This is a genomic window from Candidatus Omnitrophota bacterium (assembly GCA_028716565.1).
GTDB lineage: Bacteria > Omnitrophota > Gorgyraeia > Pluralincolimonadales > Pluralincolimonadaceae > Pluralincolimonas.
Genome location: JAQUPL010000002.1, coordinates 108,045 through 126,854, shown reverse-complemented (window position 1 = coordinate 126,854; position 18,810 = coordinate 108,045). Strand labels below are relative to the sequence as shown.

Here is an 18,810-nt window from a genome sequence, read left to right as displayed (position 1 = left end):
AAACATAATCCACCCATGGCTTACCCTCTAGTAGATACTAATGGGTAAGCCCACGTGTGAAGCTAGATTATAGCCGATTAGAGGGTTTTTAGTCAAGGGGAAATAAGGGAGAAAATAACGCTAAAAGGCCCGTACCAAGCAAAAGCAGGCTTGCGGGCTCGGGAACGGCGTGGGAGGTATAATACGGGTCTTGCATCGCTAACTGAAAAGCCGCCAGGCTTTCGGGGGAAGAATCTATCCGCCAATCCGCCTCTTTCAGCTTGTCGAACCAATAAAAAGCGTCTATATCCGGATAGGACTGCTTGAGCCTGCTAAAAGCCTGGGCTATCCATTGCGCCTTGCTCCCGCCGTCTAATTGATTTCCCTCGACAGAGGCGAATTCGCCGAGCATTATCGGCTTGTCGCCGAACAGCTCCGGGTTATTCTTAAAGGCGTTGTACATCACATAAAATATATCATCGATATTCTGCCAATAGGGCCATTCGGGATCGCCGTCTTCCCCGGAATTATAGCCGTCTATCCCAAGCCAATCGACGTTTTCCTTCCCGGGATAATATTGCGCTAACACCGTGGGATCGAACGGGTAGTTATTCGGGCACCAGACAAACTCGACGTTATTTGCCCCCTCTTTCTTGAATATATCGCGTACATGGTTGAATGCCTGGACGTACTCTGCGGGCTTGTCCTGCCACGGATACCAACCCGGCGTAGCCGGATCGTTATCCTGTATCATCTCGTGAGCGAAACGCATCCTTATCGGATCGGCCCAAACGCGGCTGTCTATCGCGAATTTAGTGATATAAGGATCAAAATCGCCATTTATTATCCTGTCCATGGGGAAGGTGCTGTCATTTCCGCCCAGCCTTGACCATGGTTCCCATGTAAAATTTATCGATGTCTTGGTATCGTACCCGTCATGGAACCTGACCCCGCTATTGAGGCTCTGCGCCGGGAAATCGCCGTCATTCCACGCCCAATAGACCAGGACGCTATTGACGTGCCTTCCGGTGAGGTTCTCGAAATTTTGGACCTCGGCAGCGGACGGCATCATGTGGTCTTCATTACCCACGAAAGCGCCGATCTCCGTTTCCGCGGAAACGGCCGGCGCATAGAGTAAAATAAATAAGGCTGCTGTAAGACTTAAATAGTTTATTTTCATAAAGTATGAAGTAATAAAGAGGGCTCCCATCTACCTGGAGCGGAATATGGAAGCCCTCTTCGTCCCCCTACACTAACTATAACCTACTTACTTACGCTTTTCTCTTTTTTGTCAAACCAACTAACCCTACTAAACCGCTGCCGAGCAGTAACAGGCTCGCAGGTTCAGGAACGGCGTTGTATTGAACGTCATCGACGTAGAATGTAGCGCCGGTCGGGTTATCGGTATCGTTGGCGGCAAATTCAAAACCGCCGACCACACGGCTTAGATCCTTGCCGGTTAAATCGAAAGAATACTGCGTCCAGACAGGAGCGAGAGTAACCGTCTGCGTCATACCGGCCAGCGTATCCCCGTAATCCCCGGCGATACCGCCTATCTTGAATTCCATCTTCTCTCCGCCGACAGCGCCTTTTGCCCAGAACGTCATATTGCCCGCGCCGGTCAAATTCCAACCGCCGTTAGCGTCACTACCCCAGTTGCCGTCAGGCGACAGCCAATAGACACCGGTCCACTCTGAAGCCGAGGTACCGGATGTAAAACTTATCTTGGTTGATGTGCCGCTGACAGCCGTTTCAGAAGAACTCGTGGTAACGGCTAAACTCATGGCTGAGTGCTGACCCATCCATCCCGATGGCGAATACAGGTTTCCGGCATAGCCGCCATCTTTATAAACGTAGCCCGGCCAAGAAGATATCGCAGGAGCAGCTTGGGCCATCGTTGGTAACGCTAACATTAACGCTACCAATACCACTAACAAAAACTTTCCCATCTTCCACCTCCTCCTTTTTTAGTTACCTTTCGTCGAAACGTGTTTATCCACGGATTAAACTAATGCTCTATTCAAAAGGTTGCGATTTATTTTCGGAAGCATGTGCTGCGGTGTACGCTTCGACACGTGTTTATGACATTGCTACTATACCCCACGAGGGTAAGTATGTCAAGAGAAAAAAATTGCTATTTTTTAGTATTATTTATAGGTAATCGGGAAGGAGTTTTACCATCTCGCGTATCAAGCGCCGGCACCTGTCGAACGCGGCGTCAACATCATTTCCTATTATCGGCGTCCAGACCCTTACGGCCGAACCCCCGCTTTTCGCGCGCTTAAGCTGGTTGATCATGAAATACATCTGTTGTTTATAATAATTACCCGTCATCATATCTCCGGCGGTATACCAATCGAGCATCAGCACCTTTCCCCTTTTCGTCTGGTATACTGTCCTGTTTACCTGCAAAACCTTGCCGCCGTCAAGCGCGACCTGCGCCTTGCCTGTCTCTAAAAGCTCGTTTGCGCCGCTTCCCAGGTAGCAATATTCGGGCGGATGGAAACTCTGCCTCTTCTGGTCGGAATAGACCACCTGTACCGCGGCCGACTCATTCTTCCTGTCCGAGTATGCCCTGATCAGGACCTTGTCTGTGCCGAGTATCTCGTAAACCTGTTTTTCGTATTCCTTATCTTCGAACTTGATATCCTTCCCTGTCCATTCGCCGAGATTAAGGGGGAACTCCATTAATTTTACGGCCCGGGACGGGGCCCTTTTGACGGTAGAGATCCCGAAGACACACGCCCCGCAAGCGGCTAAGATGACGATCGCGATTATTAGGTTGCGTTCATTTTTGCCCACGACAACATTCTCCCTACTATTAATAACCCTGCGATAGCGAAGATATAAAGTAAGAACGCCAGGAAACCGTGCACAAACGGACCGGTCGCCACTTTCGCGTCATACGCGAAACCCACAAGAAGAAGCATGACTATCCTGAATATGTTAGCCGCCAAGGCTATCGGTATCGACAGGAGGAAAAGGATAATTTTCCTCGACCCGGACATCTTTGCCAGGTAAGCGTATAGCGCGCCTAACGCCGTCAGCGCGATCAGGGAACTCAGCCCGCTGCACGGGCTTCCTATTGTCAGCGAAGTGTCCGGCTTAAGGTAAACTATGCTCCCGTCCCTTACGGCGTGTATGCCAATGAGGTTAACGATGCCTGTCGCGACCTGCGCGGCCATCATCTTCATTTTAAAACTTATATTTATTATCATGACCTGGGGCAGGGGGACCATAAATATTAAAAATATGACAGGGAAAGCCGTCTTTTTAGCGATATCCGGCCCGTACAGATACAATGCGAGGCCGAATATCGCCGCAATAAGGGTAAATCCCGATACGAAATTGATCTCGAAGAAATAGGCCAGGAGATGGACCAGGAGCGCGGGAACGAAAATAAGCAATGCCAGGCCGGCGGGTTTAATAGCGCATTTTCTCAGTTCATCCCTCTTCATCCAGATAAGGTAAGCAAAAACCAGGGGGACGAGGTATCCGTGGGAATAATACGATTCCACTTCATCAAAACGGGCTTTCATCCATACAAAAGTAGGCAGGTATATCAGCATTAAAAGGGCCGCGACTATTATCGGACCATACCTGGAAATATTCTTCATCTTATTTGGGCTTATTAAGCCTTTCGACCTGCTGCTGGGCGGTTTTCGCGAACGGCGTCTTGGAGTAATTCTTGATTATTTCGTCGTAAAGCTCGCGCGACTTTTCTAGTTGGTTGAGTTTCTGCTCATAGATAGCGGCCTGTATGAGTTTGGCCTTTGGGGCAAGCAGGGTATCAGGATAGTCGTTGACGAGGCCGCCTAAATAATCCACGGCCTCATTCCATTTCTCCTGGTCGGTATAACAATTTACCACCAGGTCGATCGTAAGCAGGGCGCCGTAGGTCTTAGGCCTGTCCTTGATCATCTTCTTGTATTTATCCAGCGCAACGAGATAAGCGGCGTCCGCCTCGGCGTTCTTCCCTTTTACTTTATAATACTCGGCGACATGCAGCGGCACCTGGAATGCCGTCCCTGTGTCGGTATAGTCTTTTTCTAACCTGTCGAAAGTTTCTTTCGCCTTGGGCCAGTTATCCTCCCTCTCATATACCAACGCCGCCGCAAAAAGGCTCCTGGCGCACAGATCGGTGTTCGCCGCGTAATCCTTAAGGATGACCATGAATTCATCCCTCGCCTTGGAAAAATTCCCCTGCATGGCATAGAGCTGGCCTATATTAAATTGCGCCTGCCCGCTGTTAGGCCACATCGGGTACCGGATGGTTATCTCGCGGAAAGAGTCGATGATCTTCTGGTAATCGACCGGCGTCGCTTTGTCCGGGGCCTTCAACAACTGGTTGAACACCTTGGAAGCATGCCAGAATCTTTTTTCGGCGGAATATGTCCCCGAATCGCAGCCGTTCAGCATTACGGCTGCGGCGAAAATAAACGGTATGATAATCGTCTTCTTGAGCAACTTTACGCCCCTTTTTCCGTTTCCTGCTTAAGGATAAAAAGATTCGCGGCGCTTAAAAAGACCAGCGCGTCGGTGACCAGGGTGAGTACGATGCTTACGCCTAAGATAACGAGGGTTGCCTCGGGAACCGTCAGGTTCATAAGGCCCTGTTGTTTCTGCCTGACGAATACATACAAAAACTCAAATAATCTCGGGACAAAGACCAGCACGACCGTCGTCAAGAAAACATGCCTTATGACGCTAAACGACCTTCCGATGGCCCCGAAAAAGCTTTTCCGCTCGATGATGACGGCAGGATATGCGTAGATAAAGAGCGCCTCGATAACGAAAATGACTACGATACCCGCATAGGACAGTATACGGAGCAGCAACATCGCCGTCGGCGTCGGGGGCATCAATTTTGTTATGATCAGCGGCGGAAGCTTCAGGATCGCGAGAGAGAGGATAAAAGTTATAAGCCATACGCCGACCAAGGCTAAATAGCGCCTCAGGGACCTGTTAAAATTGCCGAATATCTTGACCTCCCCGCCTTCCGAGTGGGCCTGTGACACCATCCCCATCGCCATGCCGTACATTACCGCTCCGACGGTTATCATAACGAAGATCTGGCCGTAATAAAAAAGAGTAGGGAGAAGCTCGAAGTTGATGGGATAGTGCAGATAACGCGCCCCGGAAATAACCCCCGACGGGGTCCTAGTGGTAAAGAACGATGTAATGGGCGGCCCGAAGATAGCCAGTAAAGGCGAACGGGGTGAATAAAAAAATACGGTAAGCGCCAGGGCTTCGAATATCGCTTTGATAAAAAACGGGATAAGGACGCGGGGATACTTGGCGATCATCCTGAATGTTATCGACCAGACAGAAAAACTCAGCATCTAAGTTGTTTCGAAACTTTTCTTTATGACCAGGATCTTCTTTTTGATGTCCGGTTCCTGCTTTTCATCTTCAACGAAAGAGACCCCGACATTATAGCTGTCTGCCCTCTCGCTTCCTGCGGACCTGACCCAGCTTACTTTACCCAAAGCATTTACCGGCTCTATATCGTTTCCCGGCACTATACGTATAGTGATATGCATCCCCGGGACCAGATCCTTGTTAAATTCGCTGTCCCTTTGCCCGCCTTCCTTAAGTTTGCAGGTGGAATTATGCACCCAGCCGAGGCAATTAGAGCAGGATTCGCAATCCCAGGAGCGCGGCCATTCAAGCAAAGCGCCCCCTTCATTTAAATTTTTCGCCTTCAACAGGATGTCGCCGGTAATATCGACCTTTTTCTGGGGGTCGATGAGCTTACCCTTAATAGCAACATTCACGTCGACACGTTTATACTTTCTGCGTTCTGACATTCTTTCTCCTTGTGCTGCAATAAATTAAGGTTAGTATAACACAAAAGTAAACAGTGTCAATGGGTTTTGTTGCTTTTATGCCGTAATTATTTGTTTTTCTGTCCCCTTTCTCAGCATATTGTTCCTGTATTCGATCGGGGAGGTTTTCATGTATCTTTTAAAAACTTTACTGAAATAATTCGGGTCCTGGTATCCAACGGCATACGCGATCTGGTTAACATTCAGGTTGCGGTTTTTCAAAAGCTTGGCCGAAGCTTCCATCCTGACCTTCGTCAAATATTCTATAAAAGTGATCTTAAGCTCATCCTTGAAAATATGGCTGAAATAGTAATGGCTCAGGGCGACTTCCGCGGCTACTTTCTGGAGGGATATGTCCTTGTCGTGGTAGTTTTTCTTTATGAACGCTACAGCTTTAAGGACCGCTTCCTGGTTGCGCGAATACTGCTTGTCTGTATCGGAAACGACCAGGAAGTCGAATTCATGCTTAAACACATAATTTACAAAAATGAATAAAAGCTCGGCCGCGCTTTTGAATTGCTCCTTCGATATCCCGGCATTGGCGGCCTGGCTGCCGCCGGGGCACATCAAGACCGCGCCTATCGCGTTCCCCTCTATTATTATAGGGACGAACGCCAGCGGTGTTTTATTATATTCGGAAATAACGGGTTTCTTCGAGCCGGAGAGGGAATTGCACGATTTAGTTACGACGTCCGGGAACGCGGAATCTTTTTTCTTCGACGAGAGGAGGGCTTTACAGGAATGCCCGGCATACTGCGAGATTATCACGGGCTTCCCCTTCAGGTCCACGAAAGAGAATTCCATGCCCGTAAACTTCAGGAACGCGCCCTGAAGCTCCTGCAGGATCCTTGTGCTGGCAATTCCTTTTATCGCTAAAGAACATTCCATTGTCCTTAAAATTTACTACAATTAAGCAATTTTGTCAAGGATAATAAATTACCTAAAATCGAGGAAGCCGGAATCTTTCATCCACTTATAAGTCACTAAGATCACGACGCCCAGAGCGATAATAGCATAAAGGCCTTTTATGCCCCTGAAGCTCAGGGCGATCATCCCGAAACAGACCGACAGGAAATAAAGAGAGAGCACCACCCTCCTCTGGGATTCCTCACGGAAAAGGAGTTTATGGTGGATGTGCTCCTTGTCGGCCTGAAAGATGTGTTTCTTTTTTGCCAGGCGGCGGACGATGGCAAGCAAGGTATCGATTATAGGGACGCCCAGGGCTATTACCGGGATAAATAGAGTTATCACGGTACTACTTTTTTGGAAACTGACTATGGATATCGCCGCCAGTATAAATCCAAGGAACATACTTCCCGGATTCCCCATAAATATTCTCGCCGGATAAAAATTGAACGGCAGGAATCCCGCGCAAGCGCCGGTAAGGGCGAAAGCCAGGAAAGCCACTACATAATCGTGCTGTTCGACGGCTGACAGGAAGATAAAAAACGAGGCTATCGCCGAGACGCCGGCAGCGAGCCCGTCAAGTCCGTCGAGAAGGTTTATGGCATTGACGATGCCGACTATCCAGAGCATCGAAAAAACGGCCCCGGAGATCCCGAGGGAGAATTTTCCGTAAAACGGTATGGTCACTTCTTCAACCGTAAATCCGCATCCGATCAGGATAGAAGCGGCTATGACCTGGAAGACGAGTTTCAATTTCGCTTTGAGCGGTACGATATCATCTATCACCCCCAGCAGCAGGATGATCGCGCTGCCTACGCATAATCCCGCAAATTTCAGTGAAAATGTGCCCATCGCCCCCGGCACTGCCCTAAAAGCGACGGTTATGCCCGCGAAAAACGCCGCGGCTATCGCTATCCCGCCCAAAGTCGGCATGTTCTGCCGGTGCACCTTCCGGCCGCCGGGTTTGTCGACAACCCCTAACGCCAGCGCCAACCTTCTGACTATAGGGGTAAAGACGATCGCCGCCGCCGCGGAGATGAAAAATGAGGTTAAGAAATACCTGATCATGGTTTATCCTCTTGTTGTTTCCGCTTTTTCCCAGGTTGCCTTTATCCCGCCTGTCAAAAACTTGATTATACCGATGGCCGAGGCCAAGTTGACCACACAAAAATAAAGCGGGATTTTGAAGATGCCTATCTTTACGTTATTTTTTTCCAGTAAATGGCCGATCGCCGCGAATATGTAAAATAGACCTTGGCACAAAAATATAACTTTATAGAACGGCTCGTTCAGTAAAAATATATTGGATAGAAACATTATAATTAAAAAAACGGGAACAAACCAGCGGATAAACTTATGGAACAGGAATTGAAATAATCTCAGAGGCCCTGACAAAACAATGATCCGGCCGACAGCAAAACCGGCTTTAAGCCCCTGCGCGATGATCCTGGCTTTCTGGCTTATTCCTTCTTTTGTGCTCGCTGCGGTCTTTTCCAGGGTAACTGCTTCAGGTTCATATACAAGGCCGTATCCCTTTTTGGCTATGACCATGGGTACCACAAAGTCATCTGCCAGGGTCTCTTCGACCGGTTCGAACAGGTCTTTCCTTATGGCATATATGGAACCGTTCACTACTAATAAAGAATATAAGCGACTTTCGTTTGTCTTTATGAATTTTTCATATTTCCAATACAGGTCTTCGCCCTCTCCTACCAGAGATTCGTTGCGATATTTTAATTCTCCGCACACGCAACCTATTCTTTTATCGGCAAAATTCCTTACTAGTTTTCTTATGGCATCTTTCTCGTAGAGGGAATTCGCGTCGGTAAATACGACTATATCACCCTTGGCTTGCGGAACTGCTAAATTCAGGGCGGCCATTTTGCCTTTTCTGGGGTTTTGCTCGATTAATTTCAGCCGAGAATCTTTGTAACCCGCGGCGATTGCTTTAGTCTTATCAATACAACCATCCAGAATTAACAAGATTTCGAACTTATCCCGGGGATAGTCCAGAGACAGGGCATTATTAAGCTTATCGGCTATAACTTTTTCCTCATTATGGGCAGGAATGATCAAGCTAACGTATGGTTCTATATCTTTTATTTCATAGGGCTTTTTCAAAACAGCTGCTAACACGGCCATAATAAAAGGATAGCCGAAATAACTAGTCGCCACTAGACCTATCGAAAACCAAAATAGCCATGCAGCCATAGTCTACCTGACAAGCCTTTTTCTTGAGTGCAAAATAACGCTCACTATCCTTTTCGCTGCTTTCCCGTCGCCATACGGATTTACCGATTTGGCCATCTTGTTGTATGCCGGCTTGGAATTCAGGAGCTTCTTAACGGCGGAAATTATCCTTTTCTTATCCATTCCGACAAGTTTTGCGCACCCCGCCTTAATGCCCTCCGGACGTTCAGTCACTTCCCTCATGACTAGGACAGGTTTCCCTAATGAAGGGGCCTCCTCTTGAACTCCGCCTGAGTCTGTTAATACTATATAACTTCTTTTCATCAGGTGAATAAACGGCTCGTACTCCAACGGCTCAATAAGATGGATATTTTTTATACCTGCAAGAATTTTCCTTACAGGCACCTGGACATTGGGGTTGAGATGGACAGGGTATATAATTTCAACATCATAGAGTCGGGCTATCTCTTTAAGGGCCTCGCATATGGATTCCAGGGGCTTTCCGAAACTTTCTCTCCTGTGAGCGGTAACTAATATTATCTTCCTTTTACCAGAACAGATCTTCTGCAAAAACGGGTCATCGAATCTAAACTTTCTCCTCGCTACTTCCAATAGCGAATCTATAACGGTATTACCGGTGACGTAGATGCTTGAAGGGTTTATCCCCTCCTTTATAAGATTTTGCCTGGCTTTCGTCGTTGGTGAAAAATGGAAATCCCCTATGGCGCTGACAAGCCTTCTGTTCATTTCTTCCGGAAACGGCCTGTATTTATCGTCAGTCCGAAGGCCTGCTTCTACGTGACCGACTTTTATCTTCAGGTAATAAGCTGCCAGGCTGGCTGTAAAAGAAGTAGTGGTATCCCCCTGGACCAGGACGAGATGAGGCTTCTCTTTCCTTAAAATATCTTCCAGTTTTTTCAGGCACCTCCCAGTAACGTCAAAGAGCGTCTGATTAGGTCGCATTATATTCAAATCGAAATCGGCCTTTATCTTGAAAAGACCTAGGAATTGGTCTGCCATTTTCCTGTGTTGTGCGCTGATTATCACTTTGGACTCGATCGATTTTGGATATTTCCGCAACTCCTTCACTACCGGAGCGGACTTGATCACCTCGGGGCGCGTACCGAATATCAAGATGACCTTAATTTTTTGCGGCTTCATCTTGCCTCCCTCAAATTAGTGCCAGGAAACTTCGGCTGCATATTTTATATTCTCAAAATTACCTTCCCAATCATACCAGGTGGTCTCTATGATACCGAGGCAATTGCTTCTTTGTTTGGCTATTTCAGACCACTCGGCAATGTTCTGCTTATTGTTCCAACCGGCAACAAGGTAGTTAAATTGCTTCGAGTCAAAATAATCGCAACTTTTCAGGCAGAAACTTTTATTTGGATCGTATGCCGCCGTCATTAGGATAACGTCTTTAGGAATCCAATCTATGGCCGGATATGTCTCTCCGGGCAGGCCTCCATACTGTACTTCAAAATCAGCATTGCCGCCGTTATAATAAGGATTAAGCATGTCATTCCACATTAATACATTTACATCCGGATTAACGCTTTTACATATATTAAAAAGTTTAATCACATCGTCCGCCAACAATTCCGCGTTGCTTAGATTTCTTTTTCTGCAACGATTGTCCCTATTCATTCCCCTTATTTCATCATGGCCGATGCTGATATATGACGGCCTTAATATATTAAGCACGTTCCCTATCGTTTCAGTCATTACATTATATGTCCTTTCCGTGGAAGGACAATAGGTGGCCACGCAATCCGGAAAATTAAACGAGGGTTTATTTTCAAAATAAGTATAGGAAACCAGGACCTCTTCTCCATTTTCTATCTCGCCATCTTGGATCCTCATGATCTGCGTGGGAACGGCACTCGAACTGAAGGGAAAGGATATCTGCCCATCAATGACTTTATAATCCTTGTGTTCGGAAAATACTTTTTTCCCATCCGCGCTTCTGACTATTATTTCGTCTTCTCCGTCTCTTATCACATTGACCAGAGGCCCAACAGTTGATTCTTCTGGTTGGGCAATATCATTTATGAATTTAAGCTTTTTATTTTCGTTACGTATTCCTTCGACTGAATAAGGATCGCCTACCAATATTCCCTGCGCTGAACTAAAGCTAAGCACCTCGGGAATAGGTTCAATATAGAGTTCGCGGGCGTAACGGAATATTTCTTCCATTAATTCCCTGTTTTCGCTTTGGCCAAGGCTAAAATAAGCTTGCGATTCTATTATCGCCGTATTGTATTTAAGCTGGGCGATTTTTTCTATTTCTTCCTTTATTTTATCGGGCTTTATTCCGCTAAAATGCACTGCCCTGATCTTTATCTTGGGATAATCAACGATTTTGAGCAACGGCACCGTTATATTGTTTGCTTCTTTTTTAATCAACTGGCACAGCGTTTGCATGCCATAGAATATACCTTTCTGGGTATTTGCCGATATGGAAATATTCCCATCTGAGGCTATCAACACATAACCTTCTTCTCCTATGTTATTATGCTCTTGTCCGGAAAGTTTACTTAACACAATATGGTTTTTTTTATTTGGATGGGCCACATCTTCCAGATTAAGAATAAGGCCGAATCGGTCATTAATTTTATCCGCCAAGTATCTAGCAGTAAGTGCATTTTTGGAATCTTTCTGGTCCAATACAATGCTCCAATCGTTCGATAAGACTGCTGCCCCTCCTTTCATCTCTATTTCTTGGGGAGTGGGCGTTACTGAAACCGGACCGGAAGCCGAAGATGTTGGGATCATGCTTATCAAAATAATTACTTCCAGAAAAAATCTCATATAACCTCTCTATTTATTTTCCGAGGATGCTTAAATAAATATCCTCGGTTTTCCGGGATACAATCTCCCATGAGTAATTATCTTCCGCGAATTTTCTGAACTCGCGGCTCTTCCCAGTAAAGCGATCCTTATTCCCGAGGAAATCCAATATACCCTTGGCCATATCCCGAGCACCTGTCCCGGAAAATAACAACGCCTTATCGATGCTTCCCAATATTTCCGAAGTCCCGCCCACGGGTGTTCCGAGAACCGGAATACCGCAGGATAGCGCTTCTATAGTAACCAGCCCGAACCATTCATCCTGCTCGGTGGGCAAAACAAAAGCATCACAAGCCTGATAGTAAGAGCTCATTTTACCGGTATCGACCGGTCCCAAAAGAATAACGTAATCTTTCAGGCCATTCTGCGTTATGATCAGTTCCAGCTTTTCCCTTAAAAACCCTTCGCCTAAAATCAGTAAGATCACATTCTTTTCTTTTTCAATCACATGCCTCATGGCATAGATCAGGTTCTCGAGCCCCATCCGGGCAACCAAGCGCCTTGCAGTCAAAAGGACCGTCTTGTCCGCGGGAATGGAGAGCTCTTTTCTCAGCAGCATTTTGTCGATAACGGGAATGAACTTGTTTACATCTACCCCTCCTGGGATAATCGTTATCTTGCCGGGATCCTGTTTATAGATCTCCGTCAGGCACCGCTTGCTGAAACCGCTTAAAACTATTACTTTATCGCACCATTTTAAGTCCGCCTTTTCAATAGATCTGATCACCGCGAAAACAAGGCTGTTCAGGAATGACGGAAAATATTTCTTCTTTTTTACCTGGACCGCTACATCTCCGGCCATTGATGAATGAAAAGTGTAAATCTTCGGAATCCCCTTGCTAAATGAGCAAGTGCTTAAACCAAAAGCTGGTAATGCTAAATGAAAATTAATGACGTCAAATTTTACTTCTTTTGCTATAGAACAAAACAGTCGTCGGGAATTTATAATGCTACATATCGGACGCCTAACGAACAGGAAGAGCCCGCTAATCGGAGTCTTATATCTTAAAACTTTGATTCCCTCGATGTCCTCATCTGCTAATGCGCTTTCACCGTTCTTTATGGTTATGACATAAACGCGGTGACCTTGCCGTATCAAATATTTAGATAAATTATAGACGTAAGTATGCGCCCCGCCGATCCCATCCGGATAAAAAGCCTCTGTCGCCATTAGAATATTCAATTTTTTCGGCATATTATTGCTTTTGTCCGCCCTCTGCAATCGAATTGTATAATTCATGGTATTTTTTTACCGTCGCATCCAGCGTGAAGTTTTCTTCTACTCGCCTTCTTCCCGCCAAACCCATATTTTTCGCTTTTCCCTTGTCCTGTATTAGGCCTATTATGGCGCCGGCGAAGGCGACGGCATCCCTGGGAGGGACCAACAAGCCCGTTTCCTTATCGGCCACTAACTCTGAGACCCCTCCCACATCAAAGGAGACCACGGGTTTTCCCATGGCCATAGCTTCTAAATTTACGATTCCCAGGGATTCGGTAAGAGATGAGAGGGCGAATATGTTGAGATCGGCAATTATCTCTGGAATATCTCTTCTGTATCCCGTAAATATCACTTTTGACTTCAGGCCTAATTCCTCCGAGAGCTTTTCCTGGTTTTCCCTTAATGGGCCGTCTCCCGCTATTATGAATCTCGCATCAGGGGCCGCCTTTATTACTTCGGCCGCCGCCTTCAGGAACAGGTCGTGGGCCTTTTCGATGTTTATCCTGCCTACCGTTCCGATAAGGGGGGCCCTGGGATCTATTGAAAATTCTTTTCTTATATTCCCTACCCTTACCTCCTTGTTGTATTTTTTCAGATCTAATCCGGAGTATATAACCTCTATCCTTTCTGCCGGCACCCATTCATTTCGTATTAGGTCAGCGGCAATAAATTTAGAAACGGCTGCTATTTTATCCGCCGACCTTACTGTAATTAACCTATCCACATTTAAGAAAATCGCCTTCTTGAATCTTTTAATCGGATAATCACTTAGAGATTGATGCCTAGTAAAAATAAAAGGGGTCTTGCTTATCCTGGCTGCAATAGACCCAAGGAAATCATACCTAAGCTGGTGAGAATGGACGATATCGATATTTCTGCTTTTTATCAATTTCACCAACTTAAAGACGGCGGGCAGATCTATCTGGCTTGCCGTATCAAACTGGACGACTTCAGCTCCCGCCTTTTTGAAATCATCGGTTAGCATCCCTCCTGATGTATACGCGATAATAAATCCGATATCTTCTTTGCTCATCTTTTCCGTTATCGATAAAAGCAGCGTTTCCGCTCCTCCGACCCCCCTGTTTTTTTCCGAGGCTGTCATCAAATGCAGCACTTTTATCATTTTATCCCTTGATCCTCAGATTCTATTTTTGATGCGATATTCCTAAGGGCTATAATAAATCCTAATATAATCCATACAAATTTGACATGAAGCGCTGAAATAAACATCGAGGATATGAGAAAACCGACCAAGCTTATACTTGCCGACTGGGAATATACGCTCAAGAGAGTATTCTTTGACTTTTCAAATATGCGGATTGATTGCTGCGATTCTCTGAGGGCGAGGAATATCAGCAAACTAAACAAAATCAAGCCTGTGATGCCAGTTTCAGCGCCGGCTTCTATAAAAAGATTGTGCGGAACGGTAGATGACTTTGTCCTTATTAACGGCGATGCGTATGCGATGGGCCAATATTCCTGTTTCCAACGCCCTATACCTACTCCGATTACGGGATTTGCCGCCATCATTTTTAATCCAACGATATCCCCGTCCAACCTTGACCAGATGCTCGGATCTGCCCCCGTCATAACTATGCTATTGATCCTATTCCAGAACTGCTGCGGCAAAAATAATAACACCACGGTAAATAACATAAGGGTGATTATGACGGTAAGAAATCTTTTTCCCTTGTTTATGAATTTCCATACACTTACGATCAAGACCACGGGCAGCCCGAGATAAACCGCCCTCGAAAAACTTATCAATATGCCTAACAAATACGCGCATACTAATAACGCCCCTGTAATTTTAAGCGCCGATTTTCCGCTTTTCATGACTAGCCCTACGCTAAACGAAATAAGCAATAACAAGCTTAGGCCGAAATCATTGGGATTATCCGAGAAGCCCGTGACCCTAAGGATGCCGCCCGACATCTTCAACCCTAACCCATGGGTATACTGATATACTGCTAAAATGCTTCCCAGAAATCCCAATATCAGCATAACAATTACTATGATAGAAATTTGCTTTTTTGTTTTTGTTAAATTCGAGATCAAGAAATACAATATAAATACCTTGAGCAAGTCTACGTAATAGAATGAACTCTCTTCCCAGCGCAATGCGGAGGAGACAGTCGCAATAATCGCGAAGCCGATAAAATATGGTATTTGCCTGCTCTTTGGAACCTTGAAATCTCTATATATCAAAATATGAAAAGCCCATACAAGAAATATTATAAAGCCGAATGCAGTCGTAAGATTAGAATATTTTAATTCAGGCATAAGCTGTATTGGATGTAGGTACGCGGCTGCGACAAATAAAATTGCCCCTATGAATGGATTAAATAATATGCCTATGGCCGTAACGACCCCAAAAAATAGCGCCAACACGATATAGCTTGGAAAAATTAACAGACTGATGCCCAATAAAAAAAATACGAGCACCAATAATATTTTTAATAGCGCCGGAAGCTCTACCAGCGGCCTTTCTTCTGACAAAATTTCTTGCGGTTTCTTGATCTTGAGCTCATCCATTATTTTTTATCTCGTTTGTATATATTCGCGCGAATTTCTGCGCGGCAACCCGGTTCGAATGATTTTTTGATACATAATCAAAGGCTGCAGAGGTAATAACGTTTCTTAAATCTTCATTATCCAGGATCTTTATGATATTTTTGGCGATATCTTCGCTTGATTTCTCAGGGACCAGTATACCCGTAACTCCGTTACTGATCATCTCCGCAAGGCCGCCTATATCGGAAGCGATCACCGGAATATTCGCTGCCATAGCTTCTATAGCGGACAGGGATGTGGCTTCTATATAACCTTTCACGTTAATAGACGGGATTAAAACTACTTCAGCTATTTTATAGAATTCCGGCATTTTGTCGTATTCAGCACCATCAATAAGGGATACCAGCTCTTGTAACTTATTATCATTAATATAGTTAAGGATATTACTCCTCTCCGGCCCAACTCCTACTATCAAAAACACCAGGTCGCATCTATTGAATTTATTTCTAATGAGCTCAGCTGCTTTTATTGCATATATTACCCCGCATTTCAGTACGAGCCTTCTTGGGACGAGGATCACCTTTTTGTCGGAAGAAATTCCTGTTTTTTTCTTTATCTCTTCCATATTTAACAAATCTATTCTATTCCTGAAGGATTCCACATCAATAAAGTTCTGGATTATCTGGAGTTTGGACTTAGCAAGAGGGGCTAAATCCTGAATATGGTTTTTCAGCCTTGTGTCTACGGTAACTGTATAATCCGCGAGCTCATACGATCTCTTCTCCATATTCAAGAAAAGTTTTTTTTCGAAGGCTGATTTTATATGACCGGCGGATTCCATCTCCTGCGCAAGTTCGCCGTGGATCGTCAGGATCACGGGAACTTTAATTTTTGATCTATTAATCGCAAAAAACGCTATTACGTCTTCCGCGTTAATAATATCTATCCGTTTTCTGCACAAAAAATTCCCGAGAGAAAATCTTAACATTGCCTTTATGGCATTTTGCCTGTAGTAAATACCTATTCCGAAAAAATCCAGTATCCTTCCGCCTCCGCTGATCACTAAAGCATTGAGGGGGGTTCTCTTAGGGAATAGTATGTCTACAGAATGCCCGAGTTCTTCTAATCCGCTCTTCAACATAAGGATATGCGTAAATTTCCCGCCAAGCTGTGCATAGTAGTCTGCCGTCAAGATCAGGATGTTCATAATACGAGCGATTTTTTTTGGAATTTCATATGCATGACTCTAATGTTGCCTTACCTGTCTTTTGGCGTATAAAATCCCCTTCTTGTGAATGAAGGCGAACATTGCTAATGATATATATGTCTCGGTTATTAATGCTGCCATTGCCGTACCGACGTGCTTCCATAATGGCACGAGGATCAGAGCAAGAATAATGCTTAGTATTCCGCCGGAAATATATATCCTCGACAAGGCCTCCTTCATGTTAAAAGTCAGCATGGTTTGAATACCAAAAATATTACTTAACGCATCCATAAAAGGCAGGAACGCCAATATCTTCAGGACTATTATTGACTGTTCAAACTGGTTTCCGAGAATTATATTCACTATAGGTGCCGCGAGGGCAAACAATAGAATCGATGCGGCAAATCCGATTCCTCCAAAGACCACTATAACTTTCTTTATAAAATATGCGGCTTTCTCTTTTGAATCCGCAACAAGCTTGCTTATGTGCGGGTATAGTGTCTGCGATATGGGGTTTATCAGGCGTTGGCCGCTTCTTATTATCCTTTCGGAGGCACTATAATAGCCGACTATCGTGTTGTTGGTAAAGAGCCCCAGTATAAAAGCGTTACTGCTCGTATATAAACTTACAGAAACGGTCGAGATAAATACGTGCCAGCCTTCCTTTAGAGAAGAGGTGCAGTCTTTTCCTGCGGGCATACGGAAGATTATACCGAAACGCCTTGCCGCTATTACGAGACTGATAACACCGGCCGTCATAAACCCTAACGATGTTATAAGTGGCACGTAAATATAGTCTGATTGCTTCCTCACGAATATAAATATCGCTATAACGAATATAAATTTCGCAAGCAGGTTAAGAAGCGCCACCAGTTTCATCTTCTCCATCCCCTGAAAAAGCCATATGGGAAAAAGGACGTTGCCTAGAACCATCCCAAAAGTACCTATATAAATAAGCCAATCCTGCCTGAACTTTGGTATAGAAAACACCATCGCCAGCATAATAATTAGACTTACGACCATCAATACAAACTTCACGAACATGACTGAATTAAAGATACTCAATACTTTTCGTTTGTCCTCCCTATTGATCGAGATCTCTCTCGTAGCTGAGAGGTTAAAGCCATAGTCTGTCAAGAGCACAAAATAGTAGATGAATGCTGCTGCAAAGTTAATAAGACCATATTTTTCCGGACCGAGCACTCTTACCAGATACGGCAATGTTATAAGCGGGAAGAGATAATTCGCCGCTTCAACCGATGAGAGGCTGAAGAAATTTGATATCAATCGTTTTTTGTCAATATTAAACTTACTGAGCATTTATCCGTCTTTTTGTATTAAAAACCTGAAGTGACCGCAAAATAACAGTTTCGCAAGGTTAATATACTGATCTGACCTGCCGGTCATTTTCCCCGCTACGGTCATCATGAAATTGAAGGGTGATTCATTTTCGAAATAGCTCGATAACAGCTGAGACAAAAGTGGTACCCGTTTGAATATTCGCGAGAATATGAGGGTAAACACATCTATGCCCGGCCTTATCTCCTTTAATTTCAGAGGAGCCTTAACCATGAGGCTGAAACCGTAAGGGGTAAAATTATACATACTCAAGGAATGAAACGGCTCCAGATGGGATGTCGAACCGACCAAGAAACCGCCTTTCTTTAATACTCTTGTCGCCTCATTGATAAGCTCTTCCGGTTTCTCTGCATGCTCTAATACCTGATTGCAATATATAATATCAAAATATCCGTCCGCAAAAGGGATTTCTCTTCCGTTAAATGTGACAAATGCGGCGTCTGTCCTTTTCCTGGCCCCGACTTCCGGAGACGATTGAATGTCAAGGCCGACCCATTGTATTTCAGGGTCTTTCTTCCTGAAGTAATCTACAGAATCTCCTTTGCCGCAGCCTAGGTCTAATATTTTTTCTATTTTCGTATCTTTTAATAATAAATCGAGAAAAAAAGTCGAGGAAATTTGTTTACATTCATTATTCGGCACAAATTCTTTTATTAATTCATCGCCAGCATACATAAATAATCAACTCCTTAAACCAAAAAACCAAAACCCCTTTTTGCGGATCTTGGTTTATGATTCACCGAATCGCCTCCTTG

At 45.0% G+C, this 18,810-nt stretch carries 18 protein-coding genes; all 18 read right to left on the bottom strand.

Going from position 1 to position 18,810, the window contains the following annotated elements:
- Positions 1-88: 88 nt before the first annotated feature.
- The 18 genes from PHO67_03820 to PHO67_03735 all read right to left on the bottom strand — a co-directional run bounded on the left by PHO67_03820 (position 89) and on the right by PHO67_03735 (position 18,730).
- Positions 89-1,159, bottom strand: coding sequence for a glycosyl hydrolase (locus tag PHO67_03820; GenBank protein MDD5546273.1), 1,071 nt, complete (start codon positions 1,157-1,159; stop codon positions 89-91).
- A gap of 91 nt (positions 1,160-1,250) precedes the next feature.
- Entirely contained in the window at positions 1,251-1,781 is a 531-nt protein-coding gene (locus tag PHO67_03815) for a PEP-CTERM sorting domain-containing protein (protein MDD5546272.1), read from the bottom strand.
- 349 nt (positions 1,782-2,130) lie between these two features.
- The gene (locus PHO67_03810) at positions 2,131-2,781 is read right to left on the bottom strand and encodes an EpsI family protein (protein ID MDD5546271.1); all 651 of its coding nucleotides are present in this window, start codon (positions 2,779-2,781) and stop codon (positions 2,131-2,133) included.
- Entirely contained in the window at positions 2,757-3,596 is an 840-nt protein-coding gene (gene xrt, locus PHO67_03805) for an exosortase (protein MDD5546270.1), read from the bottom strand. The genes PHO67_03810 and xrt overlap by 25 nt, the downstream gene beginning before the upstream one ends.
- A 1-nt stretch (position 3,597) precedes the next feature.
- Positions 3,598-4,446, bottom strand: coding sequence for a tetratricopeptide repeat protein (locus PHO67_03800; protein MDD5546269.1), 849 nt, complete (start codon positions 4,444-4,446; stop codon positions 3,598-3,600).
- A gap of 2 nt (positions 4,447-4,448) precedes the next feature.
- Positions 4,449-5,321 carry a hypothetical protein gene (locus tag PHO67_03795; protein MDD5546268.1) on the bottom strand — a complete coding sequence of 291 codons (873 nt, stop codon included), beginning with the start codon at positions 5,319-5,321 and terminating at the stop codon, positions 4,449-4,451.
- Positions 5,322-5,789 (bottom strand): hypothetical protein, encoded by a 468-nt coding sequence (locus PHO67_03790; protein MDD5546267.1) that lies wholly within the window; start codon positions 5,787-5,789, stop codon positions 5,322-5,324.
- Between the two features lie 75 nt (positions 5,790-5,864).
- Entirely contained in the window at positions 5,865-6,695 is an 831-nt protein-coding gene (locus tag PHO67_03785) for an AraC family transcriptional regulator (protein ID MDD5546266.1), read from the bottom strand.
- 48 nt (positions 6,696-6,743) lie between these two features.
- Positions 6,744-7,781: an MraY family glycosyltransferase gene (locus PHO67_03780; protein MDD5546265.1), complete on the bottom strand. Its 1,038-nt coding sequence runs from the start codon at positions 7,779-7,781 to the stop codon at positions 6,744-6,746.
- 3 nt (positions 7,782-7,784) lie between these two features.
- Complete coding sequence (locus PHO67_03775; protein ID MDD5546264.1) at positions 7,785-8,855, bottom strand: glycosyltransferase family 2 protein; 1,071 nt, start codon at positions 8,853-8,855, stop codon at positions 7,785-7,787.
- A gap of 72 nt (positions 8,856-8,927) precedes the next feature.
- Complete coding sequence (gene wecB, locus PHO67_03770) at positions 8,928-10,064, bottom strand: UDP-N-acetylglucosamine 2-epimerase (non-hydrolyzing) (protein MDD5546263.1); 1,137 nt, start codon at positions 10,062-10,064, stop codon at positions 8,928-8,930.
- 15 nt (positions 10,065-10,079) lie between these two features.
- On the bottom strand, positions 10,080-11,717 hold the full coding sequence (locus tag PHO67_03765) for a beta-N-acetylhexosaminidase (protein ID MDD5546262.1): 1,638 nt from the start codon (positions 11,715-11,717) through the stop codon (positions 10,080-10,082).
- A 13-nt stretch (positions 11,718-11,730) separates the two neighbouring features.
- Positions 11,731-12,927 carry a glycosyltransferase family 4 protein gene (locus tag PHO67_03760; protein MDD5546261.1) on the bottom strand — a complete coding sequence of 399 codons (1,197 nt, stop codon included), beginning with the start codon at positions 12,925-12,927 and terminating at the stop codon, positions 11,731-11,733.
- Between the two features lie 25 nt (positions 12,928-12,952).
- Positions 12,953-14,098, bottom strand: coding sequence for a glycosyltransferase (locus tag PHO67_03755; GenBank protein MDD5546260.1), 1,146 nt, complete (start codon positions 14,096-14,098; stop codon positions 12,953-12,955).
- A complete protein-coding gene (locus PHO67_03750) occupies positions 14,095-15,510 on the bottom strand; it encodes an O-antigen ligase family protein (protein MDD5546259.1) in 1,416 nt (471 codons plus the stop codon). Before PHO67_03750 ends, PHO67_03755 begins: the two co-directional genes overlap by 4 nt.
- Positions 15,503-16,696: a glycosyltransferase family 4 protein gene (locus PHO67_03745; GenBank protein ID MDD5546258.1), complete on the bottom strand. Its 1,194-nt coding sequence runs from the start codon at positions 16,694-16,696 to the stop codon at positions 15,503-15,505. The genes PHO67_03750 and PHO67_03745 overlap by 8 nt, the downstream gene beginning before the upstream one ends.
- Positions 16,697-16,735: 39 nt before the next feature.
- Positions 16,736-18,016: a flippase gene (locus PHO67_03740; protein MDD5546257.1), complete on the bottom strand. Its 1,281-nt coding sequence runs from the start codon at positions 18,014-18,016 to the stop codon at positions 16,736-16,738.
- Positions 18,017-18,730 (bottom strand): class I SAM-dependent methyltransferase, encoded by a 714-nt coding sequence (locus PHO67_03735; protein ID MDD5546256.1) that lies wholly within the window; start codon positions 18,728-18,730, stop codon positions 18,017-18,019.
- Between the last annotated feature and the right edge of the window lie 80 nt (positions 18,731-18,810).